Source organism: Clostridium cibarium, from assembly GCF_014836335.1.
Lineage (GTDB): Bacteria > Bacillota > Clostridia > Clostridiales > Clostridiaceae > Clostridium > Clostridium cibarium.
Map to the genome: position 1 here is coordinate 13929 of NZ_JACSRA010000011.1, position 22981 is coordinate 36909.

Sequence of the window (22981 nt, forward strand, 5' to 3'; positions counted from 1 at the left end):
TGAAAAGATCAGATATCCTTAATGATATTATTATTTTTGCACCTGAAAATTATACCTTTTTTACAAATTCCGATTTTAAACTCATAGCTCCAAATCCATCAATCTTGCAATCAATATTATGATCTCCATCAACTAAACGTATATTTTTTACTTTTGTTCCCTTTTTTAAAGACGATGAGGCACCTTTTACTTTAAGATCCTTAATTATCATTACAGAATCACCATCATTTAAGATATTTCCATTTGCATCTTTAACAACATTTTCATTTTCATCGTTAATATCTTCTAATCCTGCAATCCATTGATGAGCGCACTCTGGACAAATTAGAAATCCTCCATCTTCATAAGTATATTCAGAATTACATTTTGGACAATTTGGTAAACTATTCATCAATATATTTCCTCCATTTGTTCTTTTAATTTTTCATCTAAAAGTTCTCTCAATTTTTAATAGGATTCTATAATAACATACTCTTCTCTTCTTAACAAACTATTCCTTACCATTTTTGCTAAAGCATCCTCTGAGCCCGCATTTTCCCAGCATATTCTGAAGAATATAAGAATACTACCATATATATTCTTCAGAATATGCTAATTTTTATTTATCAAATAACTGGCAGTTTTATTTCAAATATGGTTCTATTATTATCACTATAAGCTACTATTTCTCCATTATGTAATTCTATAATATTTTTCGTTATAGCTAGCCCTAATCCAGATCCCCCTATCTTACTATTTCTTGATTTTTCTATTCTATAAAATCTATCAAATATATAGGGCAAATCTATTGACGATATTGCTTCACCGTAATTTATTACTTGAACTACTGCCATATTCTCTTGTAATTTTGTTGTTACATCAACATAATAGCCTTCTTGTCCATACTTAATTGCATTAGTTAACAAATTTTCAAATGCCCTCACTAATTTTTCTGAATCTGCATTTACAATTAGCTTATCATCTGAAAATCTAACCCTTGACTCCATATCTGCGCTTTTAAATTGATATTCAAAATAAGCAACTACTTGCCCTAATAGATCCACTAAATTAATATGATTTTTATTTAGATTAATACTATTATTTTGCATTTTAGTAAGCTGAAATAAGTCATTTATAAGCACACTTAAACTCTTAGATTTTTCATATGCTATATTAGTATAATATCTAAGTTCAACTTCATCTTTATATTTATCACTATCGATAATTTCTAGATATCCCATTATAGAAGTTAAGGGAGTTCTTAAATCATGTGACACATTAGTTATTAATTCATTTTTAGTTTTTTGTGCTTTTCTTTCTTCCTTAGTTATTTCTTTGAGCTGTTTTGATATATTATTTATATTTTCTGATAAAGCTCTAATATCACCTTTGGCCCTAACATCTATTAACCTGTCTAAATCACCACCAGCCATTATTTCAGTTTGATTTATAATATCTACTAAGCTCTTAGTTTTTCTATATGTTATTAGAATATAAAATATGAAAAATGGGACTCCACCTAAAATTATATAAGTGAAATCTCCTAATATATCATATTTAATAACCCTCCAATATCTCCAAAAATAGCTGACACTCATCATATTAGTATTTCTATACAAATAATCTAATACAATTGCACTTATACCTATTGTGGTACATGTGAGTACCAAAGCTCCTACAAAATCAATTAATGTTGATAACCAAAATTTATATAACCTTTTATTTCTCAATTTTATAACCCACTCCCCAAACAGTATGAATTATCTCATTACCTTCCATATGTTGCTCTATCTTATCCCTAATTCTGCTCATATGCACCATAACTGTATTATTAGATTGATAATAATTTTCTTTCCATACTCTTTCAAAAATTTCTTCTGCACTAAAGACCCGTCCTCTATTTGTAGCTAATAAATATAAAATTTCAAATTCTCTTGCTGTAAAAGCTATTTCCTTATCATCTATTGTTACTTTATGTTTCACTTTATCTATAACCATTGATTCAATTCTTATTATGTCATCTAAAGCTTGCATCTTTGTATTAAAAAAATAAGCTCTTCTAAGTAATGCTCTTACCCTAACTATAAGTTCTAAATTGTTAAAGGGTTTACACAAATAATCATCAGCCCCAGTCATAATGCCCTGTATCTTATCCATATCTTCTGCTTTTGCACTTAACATAAGAATTGGTATGCTATATTTTTCTCTTACTATTTTGCAAACTTCTAATCCATCCATACCTGGCATCATTATATCCAAAACTATTAAATGAATTTTTTCATCTTCTAATATTTTTAAAGCTTCTTCTCCACAACTTGCCTTAAAAACAGTAAATCCATCATTTCTAAGATTTATTTCTAATAATTCTCTTATTTCCTTTTCATCATCAACTACAAGAATATTATTATTCATTTTCTCCTCCCACTATATAACTATTTTTTGAGATACTCCTCTAATGTAATTCTTTTATCATAAATATACTTAGCAGCAGTTTTTCCAACATATCTAATATGCCAAGGTTCATATTCTATCCCTGTTATGTTTTTCTTTCCTGCTGGATACCTTATAATAAAACCAAATTTATAACAATTCTTTGCAAGCCACTTTGCTTCTTTTGTTCCGCTAACAAAATATTTATCTTTATTAGTCATGTCAATACATAATCCAGTTTGATGTTCGCTAGATCCTGGTTTCGCTACATATGCTGCTGCAAGTTTTTTCCCCTCTTCTTTTACTCTATTATTAAGAGTTTTCTCCTGAGACTTATATGATCTATAACCTGAGTTGCCAAGTAATATTATGCCTTCATCTTTGGCTTTTCTTACTAATTCTTCTAGAGGTTTTGCTATAACTCCTGCTATATGTTTTTCCTCAGGACTTACTCCATCTGCAAATTCTATATTAGGGATAGTTAAATTAGATGGTTCATAGTCCTTACTTAACACATTCTTTTCATTTACTAATAATTGTTCTGGACTTGTATTCCCAGACACTTGGATTTCTTTATCATTTAAATTCGCCCCTTCGTTTAAGCTTGTGCAGCTTACACTGTAACAAAATGTCCAACTTATCATAATAATTAGTATAAACTTTTTTAATATCTTTTTCATATCTCTTCCTCCTATTCCAGTATCATTGTAGGAGGAAGAGTTTAAAACATTTATAAAAATTTCTTAAGAAATCTTAAGTTTTATATAATACCTAAAGTCAAGTAATTATATTCAAATATGACGTATAGTCCTATATTAACACATTCTCTTCTATTTTTTTGTTTCACATCACAATGGTCAAATTATATATAAAGGCTTAATGGCAAGTATTCCTTACCTTGCTGTAGCTTTTTGCACTTTATTCCAGTTTAAAGCAACTTAATTTGAGAATTAAGTAAATTACTGGAGTTTTTGGTATTTGTATGCAGGCACAAGGAGTGCTATTATAATACTGAAATATATTTCAAATTAACTTACGGGATGGTGGTATTAAAATGAAATCAAAATGTTTAATTAAATTAATGGCTGGACTAGTAACTACTATTTGTCTTTCTGCGCCAATTTGTGCAAGCGCTTCCACAGTTGCTACTCCTAACGTTGAACCAATTGCAGCTACTGATACAGTTACAAATCAAATAGTAAAATTTGATTCAATTAATCTTCGTACTGTTGCGTATATTCATGATGGTAATAACTATTGGCATTCACCATATGCAGTAGACGAGTATAATGCATATATATTAGTAGATAATAAAAGCTACGATAAAACTATAGTTTTACACTATATTGATGCTGATGGAGTTTGGAAAGATTCTGATAAAGCTACTTATGTTAAAACTAGAAGTGATGGAAAAGAACTTTGGACTATTCACGGCTATTTTAATGGAAAAGCTGTATTTTCTGTAAACTATAAAGAAGCTAATGCTTGGGATAATAATAATGGTGTAAATTATACAGTATAGTCTAATAATTAATCTATAATTTACTGAAAAAGAAAGGGAGTATCTAAGCTTGATTAAAATTTAATCAGGTTTAGGTACTCCTCCTTTTTGCCTTACAGATAAACTGCAAAATGCCTACTTAATAGCACCCTTTGTAACTCCATTTATTATCCACTTTTGTGCGAATAAATAAAATACTAATAGTGGCAATAAAGCTAAAAGATATGATGCAAAAGCTACATTATAGTTTGTTCCAAACTTTGATTGAAAAATAAATTGAGCTAATGGTAATGTTGCAGCATTTTGATCACTTAAAATTACTAAAGGCATCATTACATCGTTCCAAACCCAAAGTGCTGTCATTATTCCTACTGTTGCATGCATTGGTTTCATTAATGGAAATATTATTTTCCAAAATACAGTCCAAGGTGAAGCTCCATCAACATATGCAGCTTCCTCTAATGACAAAGGAATATTTTTTAAATAACCTACATAAAGCAAAGTATTCATAGAAATCCCATACACCATATAAAGAATTATCATACCTAATCTGTTGTCCAAGTTAAATGCACTTACTTGTTTTACAAGAGGTAACATTAACATAGAAAATGGTACAAACATTGCACTTACAAAAAAGTAATAAACAAATTTATAAAATTTCTTATGCATATTTCTTGCTATTGCATATGCAACTAGTGAATTTGTTACTATAGTTACTACTATCGCTCCACCAGTTATAATCAAACTATTTAAGATCACATGAAAGAAATTTGTCATTTCTATAGCTTCAGCGAAATTGCTAAAGTTCCATGTTTTAGGAAGTGATAATACATTTTGAGTCATATCAGATGGTTGTTTAAAGGCTATAACTATAGTTATATATAGAGGAAATAGTATTGTTAGTGAACAAAGAATCAATAATATTGTAACAGGCCAATTTACTTTTCCTTCCTGTTTTTTTAGTACAGACAACTTTTTAGTTTTTCTTTCAACTTTCACATCAGTATTTAATTCTTGCATTATAGCTGCACCTCTCTCTTCTCTAAAATCTTAACCTGGAATATTGATATTGCCACTATAACTATAAAGTACATTACAGAATTAGCAGATTGATATCCAAATTGATTTCCTCCAAATCCTGCATTATAAATAAGCATGGAAATTGATTCTGTTGACTGTGCAGGTCCTCCCCCAGTTAATGACATAATCTGATCAAATATCATTAAAAAGTTTTTCATACATAGGACAATATTTATTGTAAAAAAAGGTGCAATTAGTGGGAATGTGATACTTTTAAATTGTTGCCATTTACTTGCCCCATCAATTGAACTAGCTTCATATACATCATCAGGAATAGTTTTAAGTCCTGATATATAGATAATTGTATTAAATGCAATTGCTTGCCATGATGCTACTATAACAACAGCTATCCACGCTAAACTTGTATTTCCTAACATACTTTTACTAAACACATCACTATTAATAACTTGTCCTAGACTTGGAATTATAAATGAAAATATATAATTGAATATATAACCTACTATTAATCCACCTAGAATATTAGGCAAAAAATATAATCCTCTTAAAGTAGTTTTAAACTTTATCTTTGAATTTAAAGCTGTTGCAAAAACTAAACTTAATACATTTACAATTATTGTTGCCACTATGGCAAATTTAAATGTAAACATATAAGAATTAACTACCCTAGAATCAGTAAATAAATACTTATAATTTCGCAAGGCAATAAAATGAAAATCCCCAAACCCTCTAAAATTTGTAAAACTATAGATTACACCATTTATTAAAGGAATGGTATGAAATAGTATAAATACTATTATCATAGCTACTGTTATACATAGATAAAATCTATTCCTGTTTTTCATATTGAAATTCCCCCTCTATACTATTTCTCAATATAATCTCTATTTGCTTTGACCCATTCTTTTTGAAAATTGTTTAATAACTTATTTTTGTTCTTGTCTAATAAATAGGTTTGTATCATATCTGCCGCTGGTAATTCAGCTGGGTAATAATGATCTTGGAAATCTACAACTTTTAAAGATTTAAAATATTCATCTAATGCTTCGAACTTAGAATCCTTTTGTTTTACACCTTTTATTGCTGAAAATGCACATTGTTCATCTATATATTGTTGAGCGTTATCTTTTCTAAGTAAAAAATTTATAAATTTAATGCTCTCTTCTTTATTCTTAGAATCTTTAGAAATTGAAAAATATACATCTACACCTGATACTAATTTGTTCTTCTCAGTATCATTAGTTGCTGGTAATACAAACATTCCAAGATTAATATCTTTATTAACCTCTAATATGGGAGAAATGGCATAGCTACCTTGTAGATACATTGCAGATTTACCTTGTGCAAAAGCTACATTTCCATCATTATATCCAACTCCAAAGTTATCAGAATGTCCATAATCTATTAACTGAATAATTTTATCTGTAGTTTCAGAATAAAGTTCATTAAATGTAGTCTCTCCCTTATTAATCTTCTTAGAAAAATCACTATCAACCAAAGTACTTGATATTGTATTCCATGGTGGAAGTGCTGTCCAAGAATCTTTTAATGTAAAGTAAAATGGTGTAATTCCATTTTTTTTAATAATTTGTGCAATGCCCAAAAACTCATCCCAAGTTTTCGGTATAGATAAACCTAACTTTTTAAAAATATCTTTATTATATATAACTCCACTAGCATTTAATGCATATGGTATTCCATATACACCACTCTTGCTATTTAACTCAAGGTTTTTCATCATATCAGAATATATTGAATCAACCTGATCCATATCTATTTTTCCAGTTAAATCTTCTAATATATTAGCATCTACAAAATCAGCATAGCTTCTATCTGCTGAAAGGGAAATAATATCTGGAGCATCATCTTTTACGAGTTTAGTTTTTAATACTGTTGAAGCACTTGGTGGAGCGCTTACAATCACATCAATATTAGGATTTTCTTTCTCAAACTTTTCGGCTAGCTCATTATATGTGTTTACAGCTTCAATTTTATTGCTAAAAAATACTACTTGTTTCTTACTTTTATCACCTGAACATCCTGAAAACATAGTAATAAATATTGAAGTGATTAGAATCATCCCTATTAATTTTCTTTTTTTCATCGGCCCATCTCCTTTAAGTTATCACTTTTATTTATCGCAGTAATAACGTTTACAAATATGATTTTAGCTTATTTTTATATGATAATAAATGGAATCATGTAATTGAAACATGTCTAAATGTTAGGTGTAATCTAATTACATATATACATTTTCTTATGATATTGATTTTAAGCTATTCATAAGGTAAAATCGTATATATTAACATGGTAAAACATGGCTTTATGTTAATTGGGGAGGATAGCTAATGAATGTTTATTATTTAGAAAATACAAATAGAGATTTTAATGATATATATCTTTGTTATTGCGGTTTAGAACAATGTAAGCCATCACATTCCTTCGGCCCAGCCATTAGACCAAATTACTTAATTCATTACGTATTATCTGGACAAGGGTACTACTATGTAGGTTCTAAGAAATATACCATAAAGAAAAATCAAGGTTTCTTAATATGCCCTAATGTGATTACATTTTATCAAGCAGATGAAAAAGATCCTTGGCAATACCTTTGGATTGGTATAGATGGTAATAAAGTTAATCTTTATTTAAAATCTGCTGGATTAGATAGAGACAATCTTATTTTTAATTATGATAAAGATGATTCCTTAAAAGAATATATTATAGAAATACTTAAGCATCACACTCAATCATCATCTAATGCCTTTAAAATACAAGGTTTACTAAATTTATTTTTTTCAAAACTTACTGAAAATAATAAAGATATAAACCCATTAAGAAAGGAAAGAAACACTAACGAATACATTAATAAGGCTATTATTTTTATTCAAAATAATTATCATAACCCTATTAAAGTTTCAGATATTGCAAAGTTTTTATGCTTAAATAGAAGTTATCTTACCTCTATTTTTCAAAATAACTTAAATATGTCTCCTCAGAAATTTTTAATGGAATTTAGAATTATAAAAGCTGCTGAATTACTGTATAATACTGATTTACCTATATCAAATATAGCTTTTTCATGTGGATATAGCGATCCTCTGGCCTTTTCTAAAGCTTTTAAAAAAATTAAAGGTGTTAGTCCTAGAAAATATAGAGCAACAAAACAAGAACATATGGAAAAATACTTATTAGACTAATAAAAAAAAGATCCTAAAGAGTGATTGAATCTTCCCACTTTTTAAGATCTTTCTTAATTTATTAATTAACTTTTCTTAAAGTCCAAATTCTAGCTTCATAGTCTCCTTTTAGTTCTCCAATATCCAGCCCAATGTACATAAGTTCATCTCCACCAAAGACTTCACCTGTTTCAATTACTTCATAAAATGAATCCTTATTTAAAGCCTTAAGCTTCAATCTCTTTGAAAGTACATTTGCTTCAGCATACTTTTTAACATAACTTATAACCGCAATATTATAATCCTTAGATAAATGCATCCAAGCAGCTTCATTGCTATCAAATGAACTTTTTAACCTATATAAATCACCAAATTGAACAATTTTCCTAATACTTTTATAAAATTCTATTTGTGATTTAACTTCTTTCTTTTCCTCTTCAGACATTTTAGTTATGTCTAGCTCATACCCAAAAGTTCCTGCCATTGCCCCTATGGCTCTTGTATTCAGTGGAGTGGTTCTATAAACTTGATGGTTAGGAACTGCTGAAACATGACAGCCCATAGTAACACTTGGATAAACCAAAGAAGTTCCTTCTTGAATTTTTAATCTTTCTATTGCATCTGTATCATCACTTGTCCATGTTTGAGGCATATAGTATAACATTCCTCCATCAAATCTCCCCCCTCCACCAGAGCAGCTTTCAAATAATATATTAGGAAAATTAGATGTTATATTCTCTAAAATCTTATATAATCCAAGCATATACCTATGAGCAACTTCTTTTTGTTTTTTAGCTGGCAAAGCCTCAGAACCTATTTCTGTCATATTTCTATTCATATCCCATTTTACATAAGATATTGGTGCAGATTTTAATATATCTGTAATCATCTTGATTATAGCATCACAAACCTCATCCCTAGATAAATCTAAGATAAGTTGATTTCTAGCCTTTGATATTGTTCTTCCTTCAATATGAATACACCAATCTGGATGTTCTTCATAAAGTTTACTTTTAGGAGATATCATTTCTGGCTCAAACCACAACCCAAATTTCATTCCCATTTTATTAATATTCTTAGCTAATTTATTCAATCCACCCTTAATTTTTTCTTCATTTACAAACCAGTCTCCAAGGGAGCTATCATCGTTATTTCTTTCTCCAAACCATCCATCATCTAAAACAAATAACTCTACTCCAAGTTCACTAGACTCCTTTGCTATAGACTCAATTTTTTCATTATTAAAATCAAAATAAGTTGCTTCCCAATTATTAATTAGTATTGGTCTTTCCTTATCTCTAAATTTACCTCTACATAATCTTTCTCTATATAAATTATGATAAATATGAGACATACCACTTAATCCTTTTGCTGAATAAACCATCACTACTTCTGGTGCTTGAAATTCTTCCCTTGATTCTAAATTCCATGTAAAATCAAATGGATTTAAACCAATTTGAGCTCTTGCTTGATTATACATATCTACCTCAACATTTGCTAAGAAGTTACCACTATATATTAAATTGAAACCATACACTTCTCCATTATCTTCTGTTGTGTCTTTGCTTACTAAAGCTATAAATGGATTTTGAGCATGACTGCTTGCTCCCCTTCTACTTTCAACTGATTGCATTCCTAATCTTAATGGACTTCTAACAATATGTCTTTCTCTAGCCCATGCACCTGATAATTGAACCAAATCAAATTCACTATGTGTAAAATCCACGTTTGCACTTAAAACTCTTAATATATCAACATCTTTTTCACTGTTATTAATTATTTTACAGCTTCTTGTAATAGCATCATAGTTTTCAAATACAGTATAAGATAATATCACTCTTAATCCTACTAACTCATCTTTTAAAGAAACTTCAAGGGTCTTAGAATCTTTTTCAATCTCTGCATATGTTGCTGGTAATCCTTGAAGTTTCTTCTTTCCATTATATATTTTGTGCCCTTCATATCTAAAATCTGTTACTGTTGTTCCATCATCTAATTTTATTTGAATGGCTGGACTACGTAAGTCAGTATTTCCATACGATGGATACTCTTGTGGTATCATCTCAAGTTGTAAGTCATCAATATTATCTGTATCTGCTAAAAAACTACCACATTGTCTTTTTTTAAATAAATAATCTAACTTATTAGAATTAATTTTTCTTCCCCAATATAAATGAACTAAATGTCCAGTTTCTAATACTCTAAATGCATAACTTGTATTATTTGTCTTTATGTGAAACAACCTATTTTCTTTATTAAACATAACTCCCATTTTTCAAACCACCTTTTACTTGCTATAATATAACTTTTTTGAATCCTGTTATAATTATACTTTTTATAATTATCATTAACTATGATGTTTTGTTACTAATACATGTCAAAATGTTATATTCTCTAGCAGAAAATAATGATACTTTTTAAGTTATGTTGTAAAAATATTCAAAAGGCTATTTATCTAACAAACTGACTATTATATATATCACTATATAAGCCATTTTTATTAAGTAACTCATCATGACTTCCCTGCTCCACAATATTTCCCTTATCCATAACAAGAATCTTATCAGCATTTTTTATGGTAGATAATCTATGAGCTATTATAAAACTAGTTCTACCTTTCATTAAATTATCCATGGCATTCTGTATTTCCAATTCCGTCCTTGTATCTACACTTGAAGTTGCTTCATCAAGTATTAAAATTGATGGATTAGCTAAAATAGCACGAGCTATACATAAAAGTTGCTTTTGTCCTTGAGATACGGAAGAATCCTCATCATTTAAAACAGTACCATAGCCACTTGGAAGTGTCTTTATAAAGTGATCAATCTTGGCAAGCTTTGCTGCATTCTCCACTTCTGAATACTCTGCTCTATCTTTGCTATATGAAATATTTTCTTTAATAGTTCCATCAAATAACCAGGAATCTTGTAATACCATTCCAAATAAAGAACGTAAATGAGATCTTTCTAATTTAGTTATATCAACGCCATCTATCTTTATTTCCCCGTGACTTATCTCATAAAATCTCATAAGAAGATTTATCAAAGTAGTCTTTCCAGCTCCTGTAGGACCAACTATAGCAACTTTTTCACCAGCTTTTACATTTAAATTCATTCCTGTAATTAAAAGATTTTTATCATATCCAAACCTTACATCTTCAAACTCTATATTTCCTTTTGGATTTGATATTATTTTATTTTCTAGACAATCTTCTTTTTCCTCTTCCTCATCTAAAATTTCAAATACACGTTCAGCTGAAGCAATAGCTGCCTGCATTGAGTTTAAAGTATAAGCTGCCTCAGTTAAAGGTTCTGATGCTTGGTCTAAATATTGAAAGAAAGCTTGTATTATTCCTATTGATAATTTTCCTTGAATAACAAATACTGCTCCAAGGGCTGCTATTAATACATATCCCATTTGATTCATTAAACGAATTAATGGATTTATAGCATATGTAATAAATTGAGCTTTTTTTTCATCTAAATATAATTTATTATTAGATTTCTCAACAGTATTAATAAGATCATCTTCTAGGTTAAATGTCTTTACAACCATTTGCCCAGTAAAATATTCTTCTATCTGACCATTAAATACACCTAATGACTCTTGCCTATTTGTGAAATAATTAAAGCTCTTTTTCCCAACTATTAAAGTAACCACAATTCCCATAATAATAGATACAATAGCAATAAGTGCTAATACATAACTTATTGAAAACATAAGTATAACAGATCCTATGATTGTAATTACAGCTGTAATAAATTGCATTAATCCTGTTTGCAAAGTTTCAGCTAACTTCTCTAAATCATTAGATACCCTGCTTAAAACTTCACCTTTCTTATGAGTATCATAATATCTTAAAGGAAGCTTAGTTAGTTTTTTGCTTATTTTTCTCCTTATTGATAATACTAAGTTTTGAGATACAGTTGCCATTATGTATTGCTGCACGTAATTTGATAATGATGATATTACATATATAGTAATCAGTAGCACAGAAAGTCTTTTTATAATATTAAAGTCTATGTTAAATGAACCAGTAACAAATACATTTTTTATTCCTTCAACAACAGTATTTATAGCCTTACTAAAAATTAATGGTGCAGTCATTGTAAATATTAAACTTACGATAGCAAAAAATATTACCGTAATTAACTTCCATTTTTGATTGAGGAGCAATTTAAATAATCTCTTTACTGTATTTTTAGTATCTTTAGCTTTTTCTGCTGACATATCATCATTTAAGAAAGCAATATCTTTTGAATTTTCTTCCTGCATCATATTAACTCCTCCTTACTTAATTGCGTTTCCGCTATCTTCATATAAATAGGACAAGTTCTAAGAAGTTCCTTATGTGTGCCTTTTCCTACTATACTTCCTTCATCTAAGACTATGATTTGATCTGCATCCATAATTGTACTAATTCTTTGAGCGATGGTTATAACAATGGAATCCTTTAACTCATCTTTCATATCTGCCCTTACTCTAGCATCTGTTTTATAATCTAAAGCTGAAAAACTATCATCAAAAATATATATGTAACTTTTCTTAACTAAGGCTCTTGCAATACATAATCTTTGTTTTTGCCCACCTGAAAAATTACTTCCACCTTGTGCTACAAAAGAATCATAGCCTAACTTTTGATTAAAAATAAAATCATCTGCCTGTGCTATTTTTGCTGCATCTATTATTTCCCCCAAAGTTGCATCCTTCCTGCCATGTCTTAAATTATCTGCTATAGTTCCACTAAATAAAAAAGCCTTTTGAGGTACAAAACTTACCATATCTCTTAAGGTATTTTGTGAGAATTCATTTATATTAATATCACTATTAATTAAAATTTCTCCAACTTCTAAGTCATGCAGTCTTGATACTAATTTAGCTATAGTGCTTTTCCCTGAACCGGTAGCCCCTATAATTGCAGTAGTTTTACCTTTTTCACATGTAAAATTAATGTGGTTAAGAACATGTTCTTTAGCATCTTCATAGGAAAATGTAACATCTTTAAACTCTAAAGTTTCTATATTATCAGGCTTAATTATATTTGCCTCTTCATCTACTATTTCAGGTGTATATTCCAAAACTTCTAAAATACGTTTTGAGCAAGCACTAGCACGTGGGATATTAATTAGTACCATCATTGCCATTACTAAAAAAAATAGTATTATTATTGAATACTCAATAATAGCCATAATATCTCCAACTAGCATATCTCTGCTTTCTATTCTTATAGCTCCAAACCACAAAATGCTAACTGCAGAAATATTCATTATAATCATTATTATTGGCATGGCTACAGCAAATATCTTATTCATTTTTATATTAGTATTGGCATAGTTCCTAAAAGCCTCATTCATTATCTTCTTTTCATAGTTTTCACGATTAAAGGCACGTATAACTCTTATACCTGAAATAAACTGCCTAACTTTTGAATTGATTTTATCTAACTGAATCTGCAAGTTTAATGATAGATTTATAACTTTTTTACTTATAAGTACACTAAATATTAAAACAGCTATTCCTGAAAGAAAAATTATAAGCGCCATATAAGGATCTTTATGAAAGGCTAAAAACATTCCTATTATAACTATAAATGGAACAGGAATTATCATTTCTATAGCCATATTTATTGTATTTTCAATTTGATTAACATCGCTTGTACATCTTGTGATTAATGATGAAGTTGAAAAGTGTTTAAAATCCTCCACTGATAATTTTTGTGAATGTGAAAAAATTTTACTTCTAATATCTCTAGCAATTGATGTTGATACCTCTGCTGAAAAATACGTTGAAAGTATTGCAGAGATACCTGTAACAAAAGCAACAACTATCATCATTCCACCAGTTTTTAATACATATGATATATCTCCTTTTATTACTCCATTATTTACTATATCTGCAACTAGTGTAGGAATATATAATATACCTATGGTTTTCATTACTATAATTACTATTAGTGAAATTAAGAGTACTTTATTTACTTTAAAATGTTTGAACAACTTTAGCATAATATTCTCCTTTAGCCATATTTTATTTCTAGAACTCATCATAAACTATCCAGTAACTTGACAGTCAATGATTTTATAAATAAAATATCTGAAAGAAGAAAAATTTATAGAGGTTGATGATTATGAGTAATTTTATAAATTTGAAAAAGTATATATCTATAGGTGCTTTTTCTAAATTGTCTGGAATAAGTAGAAAAAATTTAATATATTACAATGACATAGGTATCTTAAAGCCTGCATTGGTTAAGGAAAATGGTTATAGATATTATTCATATAATCAATTAGATGAGGTAAGTATAATTCTATCCTTGAAAGATTTGGATGTTCCTTTAAAAGACATAAAAACTTATTTAGATAATATATCTGAAAATAATCTTCTTGAATTAATTAGTAATCAAAAAAAGAAAATACTTGAAGAGCTTAATAGGTTAAATCAAATGAATTATATTATAGAACAGAGAACTAAAAACGTTAATATGATATCTAATATTAATTGTAATGATATATTTTTAGAAAACTGCACAGAAGAAGTTTTATTTTTAGGCCCTGATCATATTTTTTCTAATTCTGATGATGATCTTGAGGAAGACTTTGCTAACTTTCTTGATTATTGTTATAGTAAAAAAATTCTATATGGATATCCCGTAGGTGTATATTCTAAATATAATGCTGCCTTTTCTGACACTCCTTTTTCCTACAATTATTTTTACAAATTACCTTCTGACATGGATTATATAGAAAAAACCATAAAACCTTGTGGACTTTATGTTATAGCATATGATAATAGCTACTTAGCTGATGACTTCAAGATTTTTCAAAGGATAGATGATTATATAATTAAAAACAATCTTTCTGTATGCGGAGACGTTTATGTAGAAAATATATCAGATGAGATTATTACTAAAAGTCCAAATAAATATTTATCAAAAATTTCTGTGCAGGTAAAAAAATAGTTGAGCAAATAATAATTTTTTAGTGCTATATTTTAGGAATCTGATAAAAACTATCATTTACATCTTCAAATATTAATGTATAATTTAAATATATGTAAACAAGCTATAATTGTAGTTTTGTTTTGAAAGGAGATAATTTTATGTCAGTATATATGATTACATATTTTGTCAGTGACACTTGTGGATGTGGTCACGATCATGATCACAAGCATGATCATGAACATATTGAATCTAGTGAAAATAATATAATTGCAAAGATAAAATCTGTAGGAGCTTGGGCTAACTTTATGCCTGAAGGATACCTTGTTAAAAGTACTTTATCAGCTCAGGAAATATTAGAAGAACTTAAAGCTGTAGCAAATAAAGGAGATATATTATTTGTAACTAAAACAGATGCAGATTCATGTGCTTCCACACATCAAGCAGTTATAGAATGGATTTCAAGATAATTAGATAATGCTTTTTATAATTAATACTATGTAAAAAGTGAATTCATTAATTTGAATTCACTTTTTTATGCTTATTTATATATTATCTTTTTTCTTTTCCTGTACTATCACCGTACATAAGATTTTCAACTTCAGCTACTGTTGAAAGATTAGCGTCTCCAATCATGCTGTATTTTAAACATGAACCAGCTGTTGCAAATTCTATAATATCTTGAGTTGAATACCCTGATGTTATTGCATATATAAGTGATGCTGCAAAGGCATCTCCTCCACCTATATTATCTATAACATGTATATCATACTTCTTAGAGTTATAGAAAGTCTTTCCATCATAAAGAACGGCTGTCCAATCTACATCCTCTGCTGTAAATCTGTTTCTTAATATTATTGTAGCATATTTAAGCTTGAACTTTTCCACAAATTCTTTAAGTATTTCATTGCAATCTGCTCCTTCATCTTCAGGTACACCCATTGCCATTTGTGCTTCTTCAACACTTCCTAAAGCTATATCACAATACTCTAAAAGTTCTCTAATAACTTTACTAAATCTATCTTTATTCCATAAAGTCTCTCTGTAATTTAAATCTATACTTATTGTTAATCCTTTTTTCTTAGCTGCTTTTACAGCATCAAATGTAATTTTTGCACATTCATCTGAAAGTGCTGGAGTTATTCCTGAAAAATGGAACCATTCTGCTCCTTCAAATATTTTATCCCAATTAAAATCTTCTCTTTTAGCTTCTGCCATCGAAGAACCTTTTCTGTCAAAAACAAACTTAGTTGGTCTTTGAGATTCTCCATATTCAGAGAAATAAATACCTATTCTTTCTCCGCCTCTTACTACGTCCTTTGTATCAACTCCATATTTTCTTAATTCGTTTATTGCACATTGTGCTATATCATTCTCTGGAAGCTTTGTTACATAACTTGTTTCCTTTCCAAAGTTAGCAAGTGAAACTGATACATTTGCCTCACTTCCACCATAAAATGCATTGAACTCTTTAGATTGAGAAAACCTATCATAGCCTAATGGCGAAAGCCTAAGCATTATTTCTCCTAGTGTAACTATTTTCCCCATGTTTTTCACCTCTTGTAATAATTTAGTTAATGTTACCTTATCTTTAACTAATGTTTTCACTCTATGTAACATGTTGTCAAAATGGCCCATGTTATAATTGAATTATATGCCAAATGCCCATAAAATTCAAAGTATGGTAAAGTCTATTTCTATCAAATAGTATCAATATTCTACTTCTTCATACTTTTTAGGACATATTCCTTATTTTTGTAAACCAAATCTATACCCAATACAACTTCTAATCATTTTTAACTAATAAAATAACAAAAAGCATTTTCTAAAATCTTAGAAAATGCTTTTTGCATACTTTTATGTATGACAGCTATAATTTACTGCCTCTTCAATCAAATATTCACTTTTTCTATGTAGTGACAATTAACGTCTATATGATTTAAGAATAATAATAATCTTTCATAAAGTGGGTGAACTTTATCACCGAACTTTCCTTCTAGACTTTCGCCAATATCTCTTACAGTTTTATTGCCATCAATCTGCAAAAACACAAAGCTTCCATATTCATCTAAATCAATTTTCTTATACTCTGGAATTTTAAATTTAAGTTTTCTAAAGAACCTCTGGATCTTATAATCTTGTTTTATAAGTATAGTTACCATATTCTCTTTATCTACTTCATACTCTAAACTATTAGATATTTTATATATTATGTTTAAAACATCTTCATTATTTTCCAGCATTTTTTGCCTTACTTCTTAATATTGGTATTATAGTAGCTATTATTAGAACTACCAATATTACAGCTGCCATTCCATTAGTTGCTGCAAATCCACTTGGTCCAGCTCCTTTAATAACACCTGTTACTTGGAATATTATACCTACAAGTCCTATTATAGAACCACCAGCAACAAGTCCAGAAGATAAACTTATACCATTAGAAACTTTAGCTTCTTTTTCTTTTTCAGATTTACAAGTTTTTTCTATAACCACTCTAACTAACGCACCTACTAATATTATAGAAGATGTAGCTATTGGTAAATAGAATCCTATAGCAACTGTCATTATAGGAAGACCTAATAAGAATAAAACAACTCCTATAATACATCCAGCAATAACCATAACCCAAGGTAATTTACCTGACATTATACCAGCAGTTAATGTTGACATTAAATTAGCTTGTGGAAGTGCAAATGGAACATTATCACCAGTAATTACAAGTTGGTTTGAAAGTAGTAATATAGTTCCAACAACTACTACAACACCAACAACACCAGCTATAGCATAATATTTTTCCATTTCCTTTTTGTCACCACCAATTATGAAGGTAACCTTTTGTGATTGTGAGTAACCACCAGCTATAGCTATGGCAGTAACTATAAACGTACCAAATAAAAGTAATGATTTGTTGCTTTCAGGATTTTGCCATCCCATTACAACGAATAATAGCGTTACAACAACTATAGAAGCTATAGTCATACCTGATACAGGAAGGTTTGAAGTTCCTATAGTACCAGTTAGACGTCCAGAAACTATAACAAATAATAATGATAAGAAAAATGATAAAATAGAAACAACTATTGCCATTAATATATTACCATTAGATGATATGAAACCACCTATAAATCCTATTACTATACCACCAAGTAATATTATGTTTTCAACAGATGAACCCTTACCACTATTTGAAGTCTTAGCACTAAGAGTTTCTTTTATTGAAGATATTATAGTAGGTATAAGCTTTATAGCACCTATTACCCCACCTGAAAGCATCATTCCAGCTCCTATGTATTTTACGTAGCTACCAGCAATATCTTTAACCTGCATAGCATTTATAGCAACATCAGGGTTATTCCATACTGCTGAGCCTTCTTTTCCAAACTCTGAAAAATACCCTATTAAAGGTATAATTGCAAAGTTAGATAATATAGAACCAGCAAACATAGTTAATGAAACATCTAGACCAACTATGAAACCAATTCCTAATAATAGTGGATTAACTTCAACTTCAAATTTCCATTTATAGAAACTTTCATTTACATAGCTTATAACATTGTTAACTAAATTCAAAAACGAGCCAGTTATAGCAGTTATAACACCACCAATTCCAAAACCTATTCCCATGTACTTCATTGATTCTCCTGCACCTTCTGAAGCAACAAGTGTTTCAGATATAGCTAAAGACTCTGGGTACATAAGCTTACCATGTTCTTCAACGATTAAGTAATTGTAAACAAGAGAAGCTATTCCAATACCAAATAAAACTCCACCTGTACCAACAAGAAAACCTTCTAAGAAAGTGACTTTAGAACCTATTAATAGAATTGCCGGTAATACGAATATCACACCACTAGCAACAGATTCTCCTCCACTTGCCATACCTTGAACTAAATTTTTCCCAAGAATGCCTTTTTTCTTAGCAAATGCAGCTATAAATCCAGATCCAATAATAGATCCTGGTATACCTGCAGCAACTGTAAGTCCTGATTTCATACCTGAATAGGCAGTTGATGCTGCAAATAATACAGCTAAAATAATTCCGATTATTAATACTACAGCGTTCCCCCCAGATTTAGAACCACTTGAAACGTAGGGAACGTAATTTTTACCAGTCACACCGCCATATGCATCTTTAGATAACTTATGATCCATAAGTTTTTCCTCCTTTAATATTTAATCGTTATAATTATATCACAATTTTTGTATAATACTGTCTTTTTTCTTTCTAAATTTATAGTGCTTAAGACAAAATATTATAATTTAATGAATATACATACATCTTATAGATAATTTAATGAATATACACACATTTTATAGACAATTTATCTAAATTATCACATAATGTACTCTTCAATATTTTCAAAAATTCATCTTATATCTATTATTCTTTCTAGAAATCACTTTTTTATCTACCAAACTACTTAGCCACCTTTTCCAAACTCTTATATTTCATAGATGTCAAAGAAATTATTTCTTCAAATGATACTCCTTTTTTCATCCCCTTATATTCTTTTCTTTCTAACACTAAAAAATGATTGCTTGTAAAAAGCACCATTCTCAGTGCTTTCAAATATTCTCTGACTTACCTAAATTAATTATTTTCTGAATTTTCAAGATAATCATTGTGTTTTCCATTTTTTTCCTGTATACTTATGTTAACTTAATATAAGGAGGTAAGATTATGGGAAGATTAGTACATTTAAAAGCTTTTACAAATGACGTTAAATTAGCACAGGATTCTATTGAAAATTACAAACAAGAATTTACTACTCTAGTTAATTACGCCACTCAAATTAAAGGGTATATATTCCCACTGCCACATGACATTAATGCATGGCCAGGAGGAGCAGCAGCTTATCAAGCCGCCCAGACAACTTGGGCTGATATAGGTGGTACTCTCGAAGGATGGTCAATTAGTACCTTAAAAAATATTATAAAGATACCTGAAGCATTAACAGGTGACAATAATACTATTATTTTACCAGCTCTTAACGCATGTATTTCCTCATGTGATGATCTTATTTCAGATCCAAATGATCAACTCTATATAAGAAGTCTTAAACGTAAGATTAATTTGCTTATAGATTCTTTCGATATGTATTCAGATATGACTGAAGGCCTTATTAAAAGTTTAAACGATGAAGCCACCGTTTTTGACAAGGATGCAGGTAAAATGATTGTCCTATCAGATCAAGCTCTAGATGCAATTGGAAACGACAATAAAAGAATTACAGAATTAAATAATCAAATCTCTAAACTAAATTCAGACATTAAGTCAGCAGCTGTAGCTATTGCTGGAGGTTCTTTAGTTGCTGTAGCTGGTTTGGGTATTTGCATTGTAGGAATTATCTTAGCTCCAGCAACCGGAGGTGTATCATTAGGATTATTAATTCCAGGCCTAGTGATTACAGCCGGCGGTGCAGTATGTATTGCTTTAAATTCAATGACTATCTCTCAAGACAAAAAATTAATTGACGCACTTAACACTCAGATTAATTCCATAGAAGGAGATATAACATTACTAACACAAATGAGTGATAAGCTTAAAGGATTTGCAGGTCAAGTAGATTCTCTTAAAAACACTCTTAGTGTTATAACTAAACCATGGTCATCTGCTTGTGATTACTTTAAAAGCACTCTAGAAACATTAAACACAATAGAAGATGCCACATCTGAAGATTGGACAAATGTAAAAAATGAACTTAATGATATCTTAACTCATTGGAATACTCTTATTGATACTGTTGGAAAAATCCAAGTACAATTTGATGTATACAAAACTAATTTATCACTTGGAATGAGCCAAGATGAAGTAATGAAGGCTATTAATGATTCTTCAGCAAATAAAGTAGATATAATAACCTACTTAATTTCATAAGAATTATTAATTAAAGTAATAAATTTTCATTTTTCAAAAGGTTTTAACGCCTAATTCAAGCAAAATCTTCTGCTTGAATTAGGTATCTTATTTACTAAACATATTTATAATAATCTAGACTATTATAATGGAGGTGAAAATAGTGAATAATGAAACATCACTTGAAAGATTTCCAGAAGACTCAATTGATGAATATAAAAATGAACTTTATATTCTTATTAATTACTCAACCCAAATAAAGAACTTTACATGGCCAAAATTAAACTACTTTGATATATGGACAGGAGGAATATGCCAGTACGAAAACATAAAGATATATTGGGCTGATATGAGCAATGAATTTATTGATTGGTTAATGAGTGTTTTAAAAAGGACTATAGAAATAGAGAAAATCTTAATTAACGATAACACTACCATCCCCCCACTACTTCGCTCTTCTATATCAATATGTAATACTCTTATTACTAACGATCCAACTGATGGTTACTATATAAAACTGCTTATGAGGAATCGTGAATTATTATACAATTCTTTTTGTATATATGCCCGCCTTTCTTTAAAGCTTTTTGAAAAATTGAATGCAAATACTCGGGAATTTGATTGCAGCATATCTGAAATAATGTATGATGATGATTCTATTAACTATGCAATAAAAATAGAAAAAGGTAAAATTAAGAATTTAGACAAACATTTTTCTCAAACAAATACAGCTATTGAAAAAGAATTGTCTTCTACTGAAAATAGTAAACGTATTGAAGATCTTAAAACACTAGAATCAATAAAAATAACTCTTGAAAGTTTCAATAGTGAAATCAATCCCATAAAAGACAATTTTAAAATAATAATTAATCTGTGGTCATTTGCTTTTGATTACTTTAAAAGCACTATAGAAACATTAAGGTCAATATATTCTACCACGACCCAAGATTGGGCAATTGTAATAAATAAACTTAATGATATTTTAATTTCCTGGAATGCTCTTATTGATATTATGAATAAAATTCAAATCCAATTTTCTAATATTTTATAATTACATTTAGTGAGTTTTCTACATCACCAGCGGTTTCTATTGCCAGCTTAAGCTCTTCCCATGGAAATTCATGGGTTATAATAGACTCAATATCCCATCTTTTACTCTCCATAATGGCCATAACATCTTTTACGTCTTCTGGCATATATCCACCACTTCCAATAAGTGCATGTTGCGCAAATGTCATGGATAGAATATCTACTGGCCTCTTACCTGCCAAAACTCCAACAAGCACCATTCTACATTCGATTTTCCCCATTTCCTGAAATAAATCTAAAATAGAAGCTGCCCCAGCTGCATCAACGTAAATATCTACATTAGCTGTTTCCCCACTTAAAGATAGTGCTTCTCCAAAACATTCTATAGCTTTAACTTTAAGATTTTCCTTGCTATTATTACAAACTTCAAAACCTAATTCTTTAGCCTTTTTTAATCTAAAATCAGAAAAATCGCATATCATTACCTTGTCACAGCCAAAATATTTTAACGCAATAGCAACTGCAATCCCTATTGTTCCTGCTCCAAATACAATGGCATTTTCACCTTTCTTAGGAAGTGCTCTACGTGCTGCACGGCAGCCTACTGTAAAAGGTTCAATTAAGGATGCTTCTCTTGAAGAAATTCTACTACTAACCATATAAACCTGCTTATTAAGTTCCGCGTTAGGAATCAATATATATTCTGAAAAACCACCTATTGTCCCTGCTCTTTTGGTATCTCCTTTTGCTAAACGTGGATATGGATATACTCTATCTAAAACCTTAATATCTTTTACATTTTTCCCTACATCTACGACTTCTGATACCATCTCATGCCCGAACTCCCCTCCAACAGTAATTTTATGACCTGTGCCAGGGCCATGAAAATAAACTGCTACATCTGTACCACAAATGCTAGAGTATATGTTTTTTATAACAATATCATTATCACCAGCTTTTGGTGTATCCATATCTATTAAACCAATACTTTTTTGACCGTTGTATATAGCTGCTCTCATTATTAATTTCTC

20 protein-coding genes are annotated in these 22981 nt (G+C 29.5%); 6 read left to right on the top strand and 14 right to left on the bottom strand.

Annotated features, from left to right (window positions below; translation table 11 throughout):
- Positions 1-49: 49 nt before the first annotated feature.
- The 4 genes from H9661_RS08500 to H9661_RS08515 form a co-directional block, all read right to left on the bottom strand.
- Positions 50-391, bottom strand: a complete 342-nt coding sequence (locus H9661_RS08500) for a zinc ribbon domain-containing protein YjdM (protein ID WP_143317844.1) — start codon at positions 389-391, stop codon at positions 50-52.
- A 214-nt stretch (positions 392-605) separates the two neighbouring features.
- On the bottom strand, positions 606-1709 hold the full coding sequence (locus tag H9661_RS08505) for a sensor histidine kinase (protein WP_191768252.1): 1104 nt from the start codon (positions 1707-1709) through the stop codon (positions 606-608).
- Positions 1699-2391, bottom strand: coding sequence for a response regulator transcription factor (locus H9661_RS08510; RefSeq protein WP_143317846.1), 693 nt, complete (start codon positions 2389-2391; stop codon positions 1699-1701). The genes H9661_RS08505 and H9661_RS08510 overlap by 11 nt, the downstream gene beginning before the upstream one ends.
- 20 nt (positions 2392-2411) lie before the next feature.
- Entirely contained in the window at positions 2412-3089 is a 678-nt protein-coding gene (locus H9661_RS08515) for a M15 family metallopeptidase (protein ID WP_143317847.1), read from the bottom strand.
- A gap of 374 nt (positions 3090-3463) precedes the next feature.
- Between H9661_RS08515 and H9661_RS08520 the strand changes: the two genes are divergently transcribed.
- Positions 3464-3931 carry a hypothetical protein gene (locus H9661_RS08520; protein ID WP_143317848.1) on the top strand — a complete coding sequence of 156 codons (468 nt, stop codon included), beginning with the start codon at positions 3464-3466 and terminating at the stop codon, positions 3929-3931.
- A gap of 114 nt (positions 3932-4045) precedes the next feature.
- On the opposite strand, the gene H9661_RS08525 is transcribed toward H9661_RS08520, so the two are convergent.
- From H9661_RS08525 to H9661_RS08535, 3 genes are read right to left on the bottom strand one after another with little or no spacing between them, the layout of a single operon-like run.
- Entirely contained in the window at positions 4046-4930 is an 885-nt protein-coding gene (locus H9661_RS08525; protein WP_143317849.1) for a carbohydrate ABC transporter permease, read from the bottom strand.
- Positions 4930-5793 (bottom strand): carbohydrate ABC transporter permease, encoded by an 864-nt coding sequence (locus H9661_RS08530; protein ID WP_191768254.1) that lies wholly within the window; start codon positions 5791-5793, stop codon positions 4930-4932. The genes H9661_RS08525 and H9661_RS08530 overlap by 1 nt, the downstream gene beginning before the upstream one ends.
- A gap of 20 nt (positions 5794-5813) precedes the next feature.
- Positions 5814-7052: an ABC transporter substrate-binding protein gene (locus tag H9661_RS08535; protein WP_243129638.1), complete on the bottom strand. Its 1239-nt coding sequence runs from the start codon at positions 7050-7052 to the stop codon at positions 5814-5816.
- A gap of 244 nt (positions 7053-7296) precedes the next feature.
- On the opposite strand from H9661_RS08535, the gene H9661_RS08540 reads away from it, so the two are divergent.
- A complete protein-coding gene (locus tag H9661_RS08540) occupies positions 7297-8148 on the top strand; it encodes an AraC family transcriptional regulator (protein ID WP_191768256.1) in 852 nt (283 codons plus the stop codon).
- A 61-nt stretch (positions 8149-8209) separates the two neighbouring features.
- Here the strand turns inward: H9661_RS08540 and H9661_RS08545 are convergent, their stop codons facing one another.
- From H9661_RS08545 to H9661_RS08555, 3 genes are all read right to left on the bottom strand, one after another.
- Positions 8210-10399 carry an alpha-galactosidase gene (locus H9661_RS08545; protein ID WP_143317852.1) on the bottom strand — a complete coding sequence of 730 codons (2190 nt, stop codon included), beginning with the start codon at positions 10397-10399 and terminating at the stop codon, positions 8210-8212.
- A gap of 179 nt (positions 10400-10578) precedes the next feature.
- The gene (locus H9661_RS08550) at positions 10579-12402 is read right to left on the bottom strand and encodes an ABC transporter ATP-binding protein (RefSeq protein ID WP_191768402.1); all 1824 of its coding nucleotides are present in this window, start codon (positions 12400-12402) and stop codon (positions 10579-10581) included.
- Entirely contained in the window at positions 12402-14132 is a 1731-nt protein-coding gene (locus H9661_RS08555) for an ABC transporter ATP-binding protein (RefSeq protein WP_191768258.1), read from the bottom strand. The genes H9661_RS08550 and H9661_RS08555 overlap by 1 nt, the downstream gene beginning before the upstream one ends.
- A 122-nt stretch (positions 14133-14254) precedes the next feature.
- Between H9661_RS08555 and H9661_RS08560 the strand changes: the two genes are divergently transcribed.
- A complete protein-coding gene (locus tag H9661_RS08560) occupies positions 14255-15085 on the top strand; it encodes a MerR family transcriptional regulator (RefSeq protein ID WP_191768260.1) in 831 nt (276 codons plus the stop codon).
- A gap of 140 nt (positions 15086-15225) precedes the next feature.
- Complete coding sequence (locus H9661_RS08565; protein ID WP_191768262.1) at positions 15226-15534, top strand: hypothetical protein; 309 nt, start codon at positions 15226-15228, stop codon at positions 15532-15534.
- Positions 15535-15616: 82 nt separating this feature from the next.
- On the opposite strand, the gene H9661_RS08570 is transcribed toward H9661_RS08565, so the two are convergent.
- The 3 genes from H9661_RS08570 to H9661_RS08580 all read right to left on the bottom strand — a co-directional run bounded on the left by H9661_RS08570 (position 15617) and on the right by H9661_RS08580 (position 19216).
- Positions 15617-16612, bottom strand: coding sequence for a sugar kinase (locus tag H9661_RS08570; RefSeq protein ID WP_191768265.1), 996 nt, complete (start codon positions 16610-16612; stop codon positions 15617-15619).
- 344 nt (positions 16613-16956) lie between these two features.
- Entirely contained in the window at positions 16957-17307 is a 351-nt protein-coding gene (locus H9661_RS08575) for a PqqD family peptide modification chaperone (protein WP_143317856.1), read from the bottom strand.
- Entirely contained in the window at positions 17294-19216 is a 1923-nt protein-coding gene (locus H9661_RS08580; protein WP_143317857.1) for an OPT family oligopeptide transporter, read from the bottom strand. The genes H9661_RS08575 and H9661_RS08580 overlap by 14 nt, the downstream gene beginning before the upstream one ends.
- A gap of 529 nt (positions 19217-19745) precedes the next feature.
- Between H9661_RS08580 and H9661_RS08585 the strand changes: the two genes are divergently transcribed.
- Together H9661_RS08585 and H9661_RS08590 are read left to right on the top strand one after the other, a co-directional pair.
- Positions 19746-20942, top strand: coding sequence for a hypothetical protein (locus H9661_RS08585; RefSeq protein WP_191768267.1), 1197 nt, complete (start codon positions 19746-19748; stop codon positions 20940-20942).
- 142 nt (positions 20943-21084) lie between these two features.
- On the top strand, positions 21085-21972 hold the full coding sequence (locus H9661_RS08590; protein ID WP_191768269.1) for a hypothetical protein: 888 nt from the start codon (positions 21085-21087) through the stop codon (positions 21970-21972).
- Here the strand turns inward: H9661_RS08590 and H9661_RS08595 are convergent.
- Positions 21959-22969: a zinc-dependent alcohol dehydrogenase gene (locus tag H9661_RS08595; RefSeq protein ID WP_143317860.1), complete on the bottom strand. Its 1011-nt coding sequence runs from the start codon at positions 22967-22969 to the stop codon at positions 21959-21961. The two genes, H9661_RS08590 and H9661_RS08595, sit on opposite strands and share 14 nt — an antisense overlap.
- Positions 22970-22981 lie beyond the last annotated feature (12 nt).

What these genes read in the sequence shown, in the direction of transcription:
- H9661_RS08500 (WP_143317844.1), bottom strand. Translation starts at nt 391, where the DNA reads ATGAATAGTTTACCAAATTGTCCAAAATGTAATTCTGAATATACTTAT.
- H9661_RS08510 (WP_143317846.1), bottom strand. Translation starts at nt 2,391, where the DNA reads ATGAATAATAATATTCTTGTAGTTGATGATGAAAAGGAAATAAGAGAA.
- H9661_RS08515 (WP_143317847.1), bottom strand. Translation starts at nt 3,089, where the DNA reads ATGAAAAAGATATTAAAAAAGTTTATACTAATTATTATGATAAGTTGG.
- H9661_RS08520 (WP_143317848.1), top strand. Translation starts at nt 3,464, where the DNA reads ATGAAATCAAAATGTTTAATTAAATTAATGGCTGGACTAGTAACTACT.
- H9661_RS08525 (WP_143317849.1), bottom strand. Translation starts at nt 4,930, where the DNA reads ATGCAAGAATTAAATACTGATGTGAAAGTTGAAAGAAAAACTAAAAAG.
- H9661_RS08530 (WP_191768254.1), bottom strand. Translation starts at nt 5,793, where the DNA reads ATGAAAAACAGGAATAGATTTTATCTATGTATAACAGTAGCTATGATA.
- H9661_RS08535 (WP_243129638.1), bottom strand. Translation starts at nt 7,052, where the DNA reads ATGAAAAAAAGAAAATTAATAGGGATGATTCTAATCACTTCAATATTT.
- H9661_RS08540 (WP_191768256.1), top strand. Translation starts at nt 7,297, where the DNA reads ATGAATGTTTATTATTTAGAAAATACAAATAGAGATTTTAATGATATA.
- H9661_RS08545 (WP_143317852.1), bottom strand. Translation starts at nt 10,399, where the DNA reads ATGGGAGTTATGTTTAATAAAGAAAATAGGTTGTTTCACATAAAGACA.
- H9661_RS08550 (WP_191768402.1), bottom strand. Translation starts at nt 12,402, where the DNA reads ATGCAGGAAGAAAATTCAAAAGATATTGCTTTCTTAAATGATGATATG.
- H9661_RS08555 (WP_191768258.1), bottom strand. Translation starts at nt 14,132, where the DNA reads ATGCTAAAGTTGTTCAAACATTTTAAAGTAAATAAAGTACTCTTAATT.
- H9661_RS08560 (WP_191768260.1), top strand. Translation starts at nt 14,255, where the DNA reads ATGAGTAATTTTATAAATTTGAAAAAGTATATATCTATAGGTGCTTTT.
- H9661_RS08565 (WP_191768262.1), top strand. Translation starts at nt 15,226, where the DNA reads ATGTCAGTATATATGATTACATATTTTGTCAGTGACACTTGTGGATGT.
- H9661_RS08570 (WP_191768265.1), bottom strand. Translation starts at nt 16,612, where the DNA reads ATGGGGAAAATAGTTACACTAGGAGAAATAATGCTTAGGCTTTCGCCA.
- H9661_RS08575 (WP_143317856.1), bottom strand. Translation starts at nt 17,307, where the DNA reads ATGCTGGAAAATAATGAAGATGTTTTAAACATAATATATAAAATATCT.
- H9661_RS08580 (WP_143317857.1), bottom strand. Translation starts at nt 19,216, where the DNA reads ATGGATCATAAGTTATCTAAAGATGCATATGGCGGTGTGACTGGTAAA.
- H9661_RS08585 (WP_191768267.1), top strand. Translation starts at nt 19,746, where the DNA reads ATGGGAAGATTAGTACATTTAAAAGCTTTTACAAATGACGTTAAATTA.
- H9661_RS08595 (WP_143317860.1), bottom strand. Translation starts at nt 22,969, where the DNA reads ATGAGAGCAGCTATATACAACGGTCAAAAAAGTATTGGTTTAATAGAT.